A 13578-nucleotide genomic window follows, 5' to 3' on the forward strand; every position below is an offset into this window, starting at 1 on the left:
CAATATAATTAAGGATTTCCCTTTCGTTTCCTGCTTTTTATATTTATTATTTTAGCAGGGTAGAGAGAAATAACAAGCCGCAGAAAGTGGGGAAAAATTCAAAGTTTTCCTACAAAGTGTAGGAAAGAAAATAATGACATATGAGGGGTTACCTGTCGTAATCCGGAAACAGACCAATCCGGTAATCTCTTGGGGACATTCCGGTATAGCGTTTGAACATGCGGGAATAATATCCGGCATCACTAAAGCCACAGCAAAGTGCAGTTTCAGTGATGGAAAATTCAGGGTTTCTAAGATAAGGAATGCTTTGTTCAATTCGGTAACGCAGAAGATAATCAAAAAGTGATTCCTGCATGTGTTTTTTAAAAAAACGGCAACATTCGCTTTTACATAAATGAACTGAGTTGGCAATATCATCGAGAGAGATTTTCTTTTCAAAATTTTCGTGAATAAAACTTAAGATGGCTTTTAATCTGGCTGATGTTTTCGGATTCAGAGCATTTTCATTTAAAGAAAATGAGGTTCTGTGTTCGAGGAGCATCAGCCAGATTTTTGTAAGCTGCATTTGAATTTTGATTTCATAAAAATCGGATTTATCGGAGAAAAGGGAGATTAATTCACAGACCAGTTCTTTTAAATCGTGATGCCAGGATTCACTGCCATCAAATAAAAGAGAGGAAAATTCTTTTGCACTTACAACGGCATCGACATATTTGGTCTGAATCAGACTGTTTTCAAATCCATAAATTAATTTTGAATCAAAAGTAATACTCCAGTAGTAGCAGGCTCTTCCGTCAATGGAGTGACCGCTGTGCAGAGCATTGCAGTTGGAAAACAGTAGGTCTCCTTTTTGGACATGCATTTCATGTCCGTTAATCTGATACATCATTTCGCCCTCTTCAATTAATGTTAATTCGATTTCAGGATGCCAGTGCCAGGAAAAGGTATTTAACTCATAAGATGTGATGCTCTCATGGCTGACCAGAATCGGGAAAGAAACATCTCCATGGCTTTTTAATTCCCTCTGGTTTCGATTCGTCTGTATTTGCATAAAATCTCAATATCCTCCATATAATCCCCATGATATTCCTTGTATTAGTGTCTATAACTCCATTATAATACAAGTAACAAAACTTACAAGTGTGAACGTAAAGAAAAGAAAAATACAATAAAGGAAGGTAAAAAAATGGGAATGTTTGAATCAGAAAAAGAAGTAAGCGTACTGAGCAGTGTTTATGGAGAAGAAAACTTAGCGAAGGAACAGGCAAGATATGAACATCTGGCAACAAAATTTAAAGAATGTTTTGGCGAGGGAGAAGTGGATTTCTTCAGTGCACCGGGAAGAACCGAGATTCTTGGAAATCATACCGACCATAATCATGGAAAAGTATTAACTGCAAGCATTGCAATGGATACCATTGCAGCAGCAAGAAAAAACGGAACTTCTCTGGTTCATGTAATCAGTGAGGGATACAAAGCAATTACCATTGATTTGGAAAATCTGGATTCTGAATGTAAATGCAAAGGAACCTTATCTTTATTAATCGGTATGTTTGAATGTGCCATAAAAAAAGGATACAAAGTAGAAGGATTTGATGCTTATATCACAACAGAGGTAATCGGTGCAGCCGGTGTCAGTTCATCTGCGTCTTTTGAAATGCTGATTTGCGCAATCATGAACTACTTCAGCAATGAAGGAAAAATTGATTATGTTGAATATGCGAAAATCGGACAGTATGCAGAACATGAATATTGGTTAAAACAGTCCGGACTGTTAGACCAGATGGCATGTGCAGTAGGCGGAGTCATTGCGATTGATTTCAAAGAGGAAATGCCAAAAGTAGAAAAAGTGGAATTCGGTTATGATAAGTTAGGATATGACTTAATTATTGTAAATACAGGAAAAGGTCATGCAGACTTAAGTGAAGAATATTCCGCAGTGCCGGTTGAAATGAAACGTGCCGCAAAGGTATTTGGAAAAGAAGTGCTTGCGGATGTGGACGAAAAAGAATTTATGGCAAATCTTAATAAAGTAAGAGAAGAAGCCGGTGACCGTGCAGTAATGCGTGCCCTGCATTTCTTTGCAGAACAAAAAAGAGTAGATACTGCAGTAAAAGCAATCAAAGAAGAAGATTATGCAACCTTCTTAAGCTGCATTACAAAATCAGGAAATTCCTCCTGGAAATGGTTACAGAACTGCTTTGCAACAAAAGATGAGACAGAACAGGCAGTTCCGGTTGCACTTGCGCTGACCGAATTATTTATCGAAGAAGAAGGAAGAGGATACTGCCGAGTGCATGGCGGTGGATTTGCCGGTGTCATTGCAGCAGTACTTCCAAAAGATTTAACACCGAAATATGTGGAGATGATGACTCCTTATATGGGAGAAGAAAATATTTATGTGATGCAGATTCGCCAGACTGGTGCAGTGCATTTGGAGATGTAATATTCTAAAGGATGAAAAAGATGGGATACTTGGCTTAGGTCAGGTGTCCCGTTTTTAATTTTGGGTCTGAAAAGAAATTGTGTTCTATAAACACATTATCCACAACAAAAAAACTTGTATGGGGAAAAGTCTTTTTTATTGTGGACAAAATGTGGAAAAGGTATAATAAAAATAGCAAAAATTTGTATGGGAGGAACGAATGGATATGAACAAAAACGATTTTGCGAAAAATCCGCCGATGGGCTGGAACAGCTGGGACTGCTATGGGGCATCGGTAACAGAAAAAGAATTGAAACAGAATGCAGATTATATGGCAGAGCATTTAAAACAGTATGGCTGGGAATATGTTGTATGTGATATCCAGTGGTATGAGCCGACTGCGGATTCCAGTCATTATCATAAGTTTGCTGATTTATGTATGGATGAATATGGCAGACTGATTCCGGCGGAGAATCGTTTCCCATCCGCAAAAGGGGGAAAAGGATTTAAAGAGATTGCGGATTATGTGCATGAAAAAGGTTTGAAGTTTGGAATTCATATCATGAGGGGGATTCCGCGTCAGGCAGTTTCTGCAAATGTGACAATTAAGGGAACTTCTTATACAGCACGTCAGGTGACACATCCGGCTTCTATCTGCTGTTGGAATTCCGATATGTATGGATTAGATTCGACCCAGCCCGGAGCACAGGAATATTATGATTCTATTTTAGAATTGTACGCTTCATGGGGTGTAGATTATATTAAAGTGGATGATATCTGCGTAAAATATGGCAGACCTGGAGATGAAAGCACATTGGAGTATGGCGGAAATGAAATTGAAATGATTCATCGGGCGATTGAAAAATGTGGACGTCCGATCGTCTTAAGTCTTTCTCCTGGACCGGCAATGGTAGAGCAGGCAGAACATTTAAGAAAATATGCAAATCTGTGGAGAATCACAAATGATTTCTGGGACTGCTGGGAAAACATTATGGAAATGTTTGACCGCTGTAATAACTGGGCTCCTTATGTATCGGAAGGCTGTTTCCCAGACTGTGATATGTTTCCGATTGGCCATATCTCAATTCGGGGATGCGAACATGGTTTAAGTGACAGATGGACAAGACTTTCAAAAGCAGAGCAGAGAACCATGCTTACCTTATGGAATATTTTCCGTTCTCCGCTTATGATTGGTTGTGAATTGACCGATATGGATGAGTGGACAAAATCACTTTTAACCAACGAAGAAGTTTTGGCATTGTTAAAGAAAAGCCGTAATGCACACCAGGCAATCCGTCAGGGGGATATGATTGTCTGGCAGGCAGACGATGAAGACGGAAATGTTTACCTTGCAGTCTTTAATACAACCAACTGGAGTGAAAACTTTGCGGTTGATTTTCGGGCATTAGATTTAAGTGGAAGTTATAAAATGCGAGATTTGTGGGAGAAAAAAGAGTTAGGTGAAATAGAAGGAAAACTGGTTGTAGAAGTGGAATCCCATGGGGCGAAATTATATCGGTTGAGTAAATAGAAAAAATTTTGGAAGAGGCAGAAAATCAGGCAGTGTCTAAAGGGATGGACACTGCCTGTTTGACTTTAACTTTCCAGTATTTCGATTAATTTATCATATACTTCTTTTGCTACAGCAAGTTTATAGGCGAGTCTGGTCGGTTGTGGTGCTAATTCAACATAGTAAGATGAAACGGTATTATGAATTTTAATTGCAAAATAGACCTGACCCGGAACAGAAGCATTCGGATTGGCTGGGTCAATATTTCCCATTGTGCCGGTTACACCGATTCCAATATCGGCAAGATAAGCTTTTGCACAGGCACATGCCATTGCTTCGGCGGTTTCTTTTGAATAGACGGAGTAAGTGTCAATAATTTCAGCCGGAACACCCTGCATAATTTTGGCTTCGTTTGAGTAGGTGATAAAAGCCCCTTTTAAAATGGCAGAAGCCCCTTCCGTATCAGTAATTAAAGAGGCAATCTGACCGGAAGTTGCACTTTCCATTGTGGTGATGCTTAAGTGTTTTTCAATTAAACATTTGGTTAAGGCACGGTAATTATTTCGAATATCGGATTCTATGTAGTGTTTTGTCATGGTGAATTTCCCCCTTTTGAATTTTAATCTGTTTTTATTATACCTTAATATCGAAAGAAAAAAGAGTAGAATTATAAGATAAATGCAAGATATTGTGCATTGAATGAGGTATAATAAAGCCATAAAATAATTCAGGGGGATTTGCTGTGTGGAAGATAGAAATTACTTGGAAGCAATTATACGAAGATATTTATGTCAAATTTACAAAAAATGAGTCAGACCAGAAAACATTTATAAAAGAAATTTTTCCGGATGGTTTATATCAAAAAATGTTTGTAAGAAGTGGGAAAGTTCAGGGAAAATATGTTTCTTTAGTCTGCCGTGCGACTATTGATGCAAAAAAACGTTTTCTGGATGCGAGTGATTATCTGATTCAGTTAAAAAATGAGGCGCATGAGGATTATAATTTTGAAGAAAATCCAATGCTTCAGGAATTCGCAGAAAACTGGAAACGATTAGTACCTGCATGTACAGAGACGCAGGAAAATAAAGTTGCGAAAGCAGTTTATCGTCTGATTGATAAAATTGAGGAAGAAAGAGATGAATTGTTTATCAAGGAAAGATTATTTCAGCTTTATGATAAACAGGAATATGCACAGATTCTTGCAGTATTTTCGATTATTGCATCTACGTTATGCAGTTTTGGAATGGAAAATACGAAATTTTCGGAACAGGATTTAAAACTTCATAGTTTATTTCTGCCGAAGCTTGTGGAAGAAGAGGAAGAATCGGATGCGATAAAAGCAGCTCAGGAAATGCTTCATAAGGAAGAAGGCTCACTGGAAGAACTAAAAGAGTGTCTGGGGATTGCATTAAACAATCCATACGAGAAAGGAAAAGCCAATTATCTGCTTGCAAGACGGGCTTATCAGTTAAAAGATAAGAAAGCAGGTAATGCATTTTTAAAAGAGGCAGTTAAGTTTTCTTATGAACCGGCAAAACTTTGGAAAAATAATGCAGATGCTGAAGCTATGTTAGAGAAAATACGAATCATTTATCAAAATCCGGCATCTGATGGAGAAGATGTGATGAGATGCTGCAAAGGCTGTGAGAAAATTCTATATTTAACACCTGCAGTAGAAAAAAGTTATCGTGGAGAGGCAGCATTTGTATTATATAAATATATTCGTGCAGGAAAATATCAATCTTCAACAAATGAAACTGCAGATTATTATCTGAAAATCAGTAATAACTGTGGATTTTATCTGGCGCAGGAAGAGTGGAAAGTAAATAATGAGAGTCGGATTATACCCCAGGTTATGCGGGCGGAAACTGCCACAGTGGGACGATGCTATTCAAATACAAAGAATAAATATGCCAAAATATTCGAAAAGACGATCCCGGAAAGCTGGGAGAGATGGCTTGCAGAGTTTGATCTGACGGTAATGCAAATGAAAATTCATGAAAAAACGGCAAAACGTTTTTTATTTTTGGATGATGATTTTGAAAAAAATATAGAAGATTTATTTGAATTATTACAGTTAATAAAAGATGAAAAACCAGAGACCAAAGAACTGAATATAGAAATTTTTATCCGAAATGATTCAGAAATCGCCCGTGCTCTGATTGATACAGCATTAAGTGGTCTTCCGGAGTATACGATTCCTGTTTTTATAATTGATGATGATAAAACAGCAGCACAACAGCTGCTATCTCATCACCCTTTGTTTTATCCGGTTCGTGCGGTGGATTTAAAGGAAAGTGCAAAAAAATTAAAAGAAGACAGACCAATCCTGCATTTTATTATTTTGGGAACATCGAAAGTTGCGAAATGGCTGGTTCGTGAAGCATTCTGGATGATGGGATTTCGTGAAAATGCGATTTTATGTAAGATTACGGTGTTAGATGAGAAAGGCGAAGAATTTGTTCGTAAAATAAAGGCAGAATACCCGGGAATGGTAAAAAGCGATTTTGATGTAGAAGAGATTGAACTGCCGGAGGTTTTAGGAGAAAATATTGATTTTCATTCTTTTCAGTTAGCGGATATCTTAAAGAACATAATGAATGAAACTCCGTATGGTTATTTTGCGGTAGCGACTGAATCAGATGAAGAAAATCTTTCACTGGCAACAAGAATCCGTGAAATTCTGGTTCGTAATAATATTAAACAGAGAAATGAGACAGCACTGGAGAATCCAAATCCGATTGCAATTCTGTGTCGGAAGGACCAGATTGCATGGACTGCAAAAAGACTGGTAATTGAAAAAGAAATATATGGAGACAGATGGTTTAATACCTGGTCTTTTATTCCGTTTGGAAATCTTTCAGCATACTATAGCTGGGATTTGATGGCAGGAGGAACTTTTGAAAAACTTTCAAAGTGTATTCATTATCAGTTTGCGGGGCTGAGCCCGGAAGAGACCAAAGCGGGCAATGAAAAGGCAGAACAGCAAGATAAGGTCTATTATGGAAGACAATATAATCATGACAGTTCCTATAGCCTGGCTCTTAGCATGCCGTATCGTATTTTCCAGTTTCGGGATATTAATGGAAATCAGATTATGCCGATTGCATGGGAAATCTGGGACGAGAAGGCATTTGCTTCGGTGGAACAGCTGAATTATCTGGCAAATCGAAGCAGAGGAGTAAAAGAAAGTGAATATAAGACGATAGCGGTATGGGAACATGACCGTTGGGTAAGATGGATGTTGTCCCGTGGCTGGCTCCCTGCAAGTGCAGATGATGCCGTTTTTGCCGTTAAATGTGGAAATGAAAGACAGCAATTGTTTGTGGCAAAGCTGCATCCTTGTATCTGTGCTTATGAGGGTCAGAAAGAATTAAAACTTGCATTAAAAAATGAATGTGGAATGGATAAAGACTTTTACAGTTATGATATGGCAAATATCAAAGATACCAAAAGACTTCTGGCATTAGAATGGTTGAAAGAAAGAGAGAAAGAAGATGGAGAAAGAGCTTGAGACAGGAGAGAAAACAGAAAATAAGACAGATAATAAGACAGAGCAGAATAACCGGAGATATAAAGCTTTTATCAGCTACCGGCATCAGCCATTTGACCGAAAAGTTGCAGTTACATTACAGAAGCATTTAGAGACATTTCATCCTCCGAAACAGCTTGAAAAAAAGGAAAAATGGAGAGTATTTCGAGATGAAACAGAACTGCCGACGAGTGCTGATTTGAGTCAGGATATTCGTGAGGCATTAGAAAATTCAGAGTATTTAATTGTAATTTGTTCTTCTATGCTTGCACAGTCAAAATGGTGCAGGGAAGAAATTTCATATTTTAAATCGTTACATAATAATTCAACCCAAAACATACTGGCACTTTTAATTGAAGGAAATCCAGGCGATGTATTTCCGGAAGAACTCTGCTGGTCGGAAGAAATCCGGAAAAATGCAGAAGGAGAAGAAATTCGGGAGAAAATTGAAGTAGAGCCTCTGGCAGCAAACATAACTGCAGATTCCGAAAGGAAATCATTAAAGAAATTAAAAACAGAATATTTGCGAATTGCTGCTCCGCTGCTGGGATGTCGTTATGATGATTTATATCAGCGGGAGCAGAAACGAAAAATTCACAGAAGTCTTGCGGTCATGGGCGGTGTAACGGTTGTAGTGGGAGGAATTGGTATCTACAGTTCAATCATGGCAGTCCGATTAAATGAACAAAAACGGCTCTTGCAGGAAGAAAACTACAATCGTATGGCTGTTCAGTCGGATTATATGTGGGAAGATGGAAAAGTGACAGAAGCAATTGAGACAGCAGTGGATGCACTTCCTGATACCGAAGATAATATGTCGGTTTTTTCGGCAGAGAAAGCAACCGCAGAAAAACTGGGAGTATTTCAGAGAGAAAACTTTTTGCCGATTCAGAAATATGAGACGACTTCGTATATTACGAAGGTTGCATTTGTAAATGGTGGAAAAAATGTGGTGGCACAGGATGCAACGGGGGTTTATTTGTGGGAGACAAAGAGTGGAAAACTGGTGAAGAAATATACGAAGACTGAGATGGGGTTTGAGTCATCATCCTGGGATCTTGATTTGTTGCTAGATAAAGAGAAACCATTAGAAGATATAAAATTGCAAAAAAATGTATCTGGCGGTAATGCAATGACAGATGGTGGTGGCACAAATGAGTTAATGCTATATGGATATAAAAAAATAATGACAAAAGGTGAAGCACAAAATTCGTATTTTTATCTTACGTGTGAAAAACGCTTATGGAGAGTAAATTCTGAAACTGGAGAATATGAATCATTTGAAAAAGTAGATGCAAAGGAAAAAGAATGGCATTATAATTCAGAAACCTATGCTTATGAGTATCGAAAGATTGATGGACAGTTTGCAAGAGATTATCAAGAGTATAAAGAGAATGAAGAAATTCCTGGATTATGGGAAGAGACAGGTAAGCATAGTCTGATAGTGTATAAAGAGAATGACAGCAATCAAAAAGAGATATATAATTATGAGGATGAAAAATATTTTGGGTATTTTTATGATGAGATACTGTCAATCTCAGAAGATATTTGTTATGTAAACATTTCAAAATACGATGATAATGGAGATTATTCAGATAAAATTATTGCTTATGCAGTAGAAAATCAAACAATTATGAGAAATAAATCACCTTTATTAGAGGAAACAATAGAGGAACATTCAAAAGATGATATGAGTTGGATAACCTCACCAGAGAAAGAGAGCTTTCGTTATGCTGAACGAATTGGAGATTATTTTGTAGTAAGAAGTGTTTATGGTACGAATGAAGAATACTGTAAATATAGGGTTTATGATTATAAGACAGCAAAGAAAATATCTGAAATAACAGTGAATGCATATACTTGTTACAAAGACGAAAAATCTGCGTTGATTTTTAAAAAAGAAGATACGAATAATTATACGGATGTCTTTTTAGGAATATTAAACCAAGAACTTATTTTAACAGAATTAAATACCGGAAAATTGATTTATGAATATACATTTCCAACAGAGATTATTAAGATAAGATATTTAGAAAATGGAATAATTTTCGTGTCATTGAAAAACGGAAAAGAATATATGCTTGGAATACGTGAAATAGAAGGCGTGAAAAATGAAAAAGGGTATGGATGGGTAATTCAGGACTTTGAAAAAGAAATAGATTTATGTGAAAGCTATGAAAACAACTATATAGGCGTTCGAAGTAATAAAGTCTATCTTTATCAGGATTTGGAAAATCAAAATGCAGAAGAAATAGAAGAAGATAAAGTGCTGTTATATCAAACTCAAAATAAAAATGTAAAATATCCAGATTATACTCAATCAAAAACAATAAAACCAGTAATAGAAGATTTGCAAAAACAAGGATTAATTTCAGAGGTTATGTGGAGTTATAAAATAGGCGATAAAATATTTCTGTATGGAAGAGATGGAGTATTTTATAAAATAAATGAAGAGTTATCCACAGTGGAAGAAAAAATAACACTTAAGGAAGAGACAGAAGAAAACAAAAACGAAACTTCTGAAGATATTACTGTTTGGCGGACACAAAATCAAAATGAAATTTTATTGGAAGATGAAACAGAGGCGCATAATAGAAGAGCCTGGTTAATTAATCTGGATAAAATGGAAATCCGCTATGAAATCGGCGATGACGTCAAAGGTCAGTTTGCAGGTTATTCTCAAAAAGAAAATAAAGTATTAATGGAAAACTGGCTGGAAGAAAAATACTGGCTCTGTCCGCTTTACACCGCAGAGGAATTAAAAGAACTTGGAACAAAGTGGAAGAACCAAACTGACTAAGTTACAAACAAAATTTACTTTTCTCCTGAATTTTGTTATAATTCAGATACAAAATGTAAAGGAGAAAACGAGTAAATTTTGTCAATAACCCACGCCCGAGATAAATCTCGGACGGGGCTTGTGAAAACAGATATGTTTTTATAAGTCACGTTTTTATTTATCGAAGGCGTTGACCGTAAGGTCAGATTGATTAGCCTCAGTGTGCAGCGGAGCCAGTCGACTGTTTCATATAGCCAGGAACACTTCCAGCACACTACGTTACCGGTAAAATAGGCACTCTGTGGATGCTCCTCAAGTCCCAGACTCTGCGGCATGCGATTAAACATCTCTGAGGGTAGGAGAAGTGTGGTATGCGTTAAACTACCGGATAACATTGGCGATGAGGACAACCGACTCTGATTCGGTACTGGCTTGCCAGTGCCGAAAGGATAGAGAATCTGTGCGAGTTGCTTTGAGGTTTCAAAGTGGCCGGCACAGAAGGCGTAAGCCATCCGGTTCTGCCGGAAATATTTCATGTAAGGAGGGCAGCTTATGTCAGTTGCGGTTATGAGCAAGACAGGTATGCGATTGATGCCAACAAGCGAATATCGGGCACGTAAGCTGCTCAAGTCAAAGAAGGCAACGGTATATAGATACAATCCATTTACGATTCAGCTGACAGAAAGAGAGACGGGTGATGTTCAGACGGTAGAACTTTGCATGGATACCGGGTATCTTCATATTGGAACGTCTGTAAAATCGGAGAAGCACGAATATCTTGGCGTGCAGATTGATACGTTAACAGACGAGAAGCAGAAGCACGATGCGTGCAGGATGTACCGCAGACAGAGACGCAGTAGGAAGAGATACCGCCAGTCACGATTCAATAACAGAAAACGTAGTGACGGATGGATTGCACCGTCTCTGGAGCATAAGAAAGATATCCATATCCAGACGATTTCACGCATCTGCAATGCAATGCCGATTACCAACATTACATTGGAAATGGGAAATTTTGATACACAGGTATTGAAGGCACTGGAAGAAAATAGACCACTGCCACAGGGAACGGATTATCAGCATGGAGAGAGATACGGTATTGCAACGCTCCGTGAAGCAGTGTTTGCACGTGACAAGTATACGTGTCAGTGCTGTAGAAAAACGATAGCAGACGGTGCAATTCTGCACGTGCATCATATAATATACCGAAGTCGAGGTGGCACAAATCGTATGTCCAACCTCGCTACAGTATGCGATAGATGTCATACTCCTGCAAATCATAAGCCAGGTGGTAGGCTGTACAACTGGAAACCAAAGATTGCGTCGTTCAAAGGTGCAACATTCATGACCGCCGTGCGATGGAAGATGTACAACGAGGTAAAATCTAAGTTTTCAGATATCAATATCCATATCACGTATGGAGCTGAGACAAAGGAACAGCGCAGGGCTTTTGATATCACCAAATCGCACGTCAATGATGCTCTTGTAATGGGACAGTTTCATCCGAAGCATCGTTCAAGACCAGTATGCTATAAGAAGAAACGCAGGAACAATCGGTGTCTGGAGAAATTCTACGATGCGAAGTATATCGACAGTCGTGACGGTAAGAAGAGAAGCGGTCAGGAACTGTTCAATGGCAGAATCAACCGTAATCATAAGAAAGATTCCGAGAATCTACATCAATACAGACAACAGAAAGTATCCGCTGGCAGAAGAACAATAAGGAAACAACATTATTCGATCCAGCCTCACGATATTATTGTGTTTAACAGGCAACAATTCGAGACATCCGGATGTCACTGTAATGGGGCAAGAGCAATCCTGCTGCCACAGAAAAAATCTGTTGCTATCAAAAAACTTAGCATCCACAAATATGCTGGTGGATATTTCAAATCAGATTTTACGTAAAGAGAAAGGAGTGCGCATTCCTCCCACGCCCGACTACGAAAAATATTTCTTCGTCGGGTGGGGTTTCCTGCGCAGAATACAGATGAAGAAACGAGAATCATTTAACAGCAGGTGGGGATTTATTTTGGCCTGCATCGGCTCGGCTGTTGGTATGGGGAATATATGGATGTTTTCCACCAGAGTTTCCCTGTACGGAGGCGGAGCTTTTTTAATTCCCTATATTATTTTTGTAATTCTGATCGGTTCGACCGGAGTTATAGGAGAGATGTGTTTTGGACGTGCAGCACGCTCCGGACCGATTGATGCATTTGGAATGGCGACGGAAAGAAAGGGAAGCAGAAAGAGCGGAGAGCTGCTTGGCATGATACCGGTACTTGGTTCAATGGCAATGGCAATCGGCTATACTGTAGTTATGGGATGGATTTTAAAATACACTGTGGGTACGCTTACCGGAGCAACGCTTGCACCGGAAAGTGTAGATGAGTTTGGTGCACAGTTTGGTTCAATGGCAGCTGCATTTGGAAATAATATCTGGCAGGTGGTAGTCTTAATTCTCTGCATGGGAATTTTGATGTTCGGTGTGGCAACAGGAATTGAAAAAGCGAACAAGATTATGATGCCGATTTTCTTTGCATTATTTGTAGGGCTTGGAGTCTATGTGCTATTTCAGCAGGGAGCATCTGACGGATATCGGTACATTTTCAGAGTAGATAAAACAGCACTTGCAAACCCAAAAACATGGATTTTTGCACTGGGTCAGGCATTTTTCTCCCTTTCTGTAGCTGGAAACGGAACTTTGATTTATGGTTCTTATCTTTCGGATGAAGAAAACATTCCGGCATCTGCGGGACGTGTGGCGTTTTTTGATACTCTTGCGGCAATGCTTGCAGCACTTGTCATTATTCCGGCAATGGCAACGACCGGTGCGAAATTAAATCAGGGAGGACCTGGATTATTATTTATTTATCTTCCAAATCTGATGAAATCTATGCCCGGAGGGCATGTGATTGCGATTCTCTTTTTTGTTGCAGTTTTACTGGCAGGAATGACCTCTTTAATTAATCTTTACGAAGCACCGATTGCGACGGTTCAGGAAAAATTAAAACTTGGCAGAGTACCGGCATGTACTTTGACAGGTATAGTTGGAATTGTGATTTCCCTTTTGATTCAGGGAATTGTATCGGACTGGATGGATGTGCTGTCGATTTATATCTGTCCGCTCGGAGCAGGACTGGCAGGAATTATGTTCTTCTGGGTATGCGGAAAGAAATATGTGGAAGAACAGGTCAATAAAGGAAGAGAAAAAGCATTTACGAAATGGTTTTATCCGGTTTGCAAATATTTATATGTTCCGATTTGTATTCTGGTGCTGATTCTTGGAATTGCACTGGGTGGAATTGGGTGAGAAAAAGGAGTGTGTTAGG

The 13578-nt window shown here is 38.6% G+C and carries 8 protein-coding genes; 6 read left to right on the plus strand and 2 right to left on the minus strand.

Annotated elements, in window-relative coordinates; translation table 11 throughout:
• Nucleotides 1–148: 148 nt before the first annotated feature.
• Nucleotides 149–1051, minus strand: a complete 903-nt coding sequence (locus ACYQ2D_RS10170; protein WP_459785369.1) for a helix-turn-helix transcriptional regulator — start codon at nt 1049–1051, stop codon at nt 149–151.
• Between the two features lie 117 nt (nt 1052–1168).
• Here ACYQ2D_RS10170 and ACYQ2D_RS10175 point away from each other — a divergent pair, with 117 nt between their 5' ends.
• Complete coding sequence (locus tag ACYQ2D_RS10175) at nt 1169–2446, plus strand: galactokinase (protein ID WP_459786165.1); 1278 nt, start codon at nt 1169–1171, stop codon at nt 2444–2446.
• A gap of 205 nt (nt 2447–2651) precedes the next feature.
• Complete coding sequence (locus tag ACYQ2D_RS10180; RefSeq protein WP_117457598.1) at nt 2652–3956, plus strand: glycoside hydrolase family 27 protein; 1305 nt, start codon at nt 2652–2654, stop codon at nt 3954–3956.
• 65 nt (nt 3957–4021) lie between these two features.
• Here the strand turns inward: ACYQ2D_RS10180 and ACYQ2D_RS10185 are convergent, their stop codons facing one another.
• A complete protein-coding gene (locus tag ACYQ2D_RS10185) occupies nt 4022–4531 on the minus strand; it encodes a CinA family protein (protein WP_117457551.1) in 510 nt (169 codons plus the stop codon).
• A gap of 146 nt (nt 4532–4677) precedes the next feature.
• Here ACYQ2D_RS10185 and ACYQ2D_RS10190 point away from each other — a divergent pair, with 146 nt between their 5' ends.
• The 4 genes from ACYQ2D_RS10190 to ACYQ2D_RS10205 all read left to right on the plus strand — a co-directional run bounded on the left by ACYQ2D_RS10190 (nt 4678) and on the right by ACYQ2D_RS10205 (nt 13559).
• Nucleotides 4678–7449: a hypothetical protein gene (locus tag ACYQ2D_RS10190; RefSeq protein WP_459785370.1), complete on the plus strand. Its 2772-nt coding sequence runs from the start codon at nt 4678–4680 to the stop codon at nt 7447–7449.
• On the plus strand, nt 7433–10267 hold the full coding sequence (locus ACYQ2D_RS10195; RefSeq protein ID WP_459785371.1) for a toll/interleukin-1 receptor domain-containing protein: 2835 nt from the start codon (nt 7433–7435) through the stop codon (nt 10265–10267). The genes ACYQ2D_RS10190 and ACYQ2D_RS10195 overlap by 17 nt, the downstream gene beginning before the upstream one ends.
• 531 nt (nt 10268–10798) lie before the next feature.
• Complete coding sequence (gene iscB, locus ACYQ2D_RS10200) at nt 10799–12154, plus strand: RNA-guided endonuclease IscB (protein ID WP_117457554.1); 1356 nt, start codon at nt 10799–10801, stop codon at nt 12152–12154.
• A gap of 82 nt (nt 12155–12236) precedes the next feature.
• Nucleotides 12237–13559 carry a sodium-dependent transporter gene (locus ACYQ2D_RS10205; protein WP_117457555.1) on the plus strand — a complete coding sequence of 441 codons (1323 nt, stop codon included), beginning with the start codon at nt 12237–12239 and terminating at the stop codon, nt 13557–13559.
• Nucleotides 13560–13578 lie beyond the last annotated feature (19 nt).

The sequence above is a fragment of the Blautia stercoris genome, assembly GCF_054657695.1.

Excerpts from the sequence above, each read along its gene's own strand:
- ACYQ2D_RS10170 (WP_459785369.1), bottom strand. The coding sequence starts at position 1,051 with ATGCAAATACAGACGAATCGAAACCAGAGGGAATTAAAAAGCCATGGA.
- ACYQ2D_RS10180 (WP_117457598.1), top strand. The coding sequence starts at position 2,652 with ATGAACAAAAACGATTTTGCGAAAAATCCGCCGATGGGCTGGAACAGC.
- ACYQ2D_RS10185 (WP_117457551.1), bottom strand. The coding sequence starts at position 4,531 with ATGACAAAACACTACATAGAATCCGATATTCGAAATAATTACCGTGCC.
- ACYQ2D_RS10195 (WP_459785371.1), top strand. The coding sequence starts at position 7,433 with ATGGAGAAAGAGCTTGAGACAGGAGAGAAAACAGAAAATAAGACAGAT.
- iscB (WP_117457554.1), top strand. The coding sequence starts at position 10,799 with ATGTCAGTTGCGGTTATGAGCAAGACAGGTATGCGATTGATGCCAACA.
- ACYQ2D_RS10205 (WP_117457555.1), top strand. The coding sequence starts at position 12,237 with ATGAAGAAACGAGAATCATTTAACAGCAGGTGGGGATTTATTTTGGCC.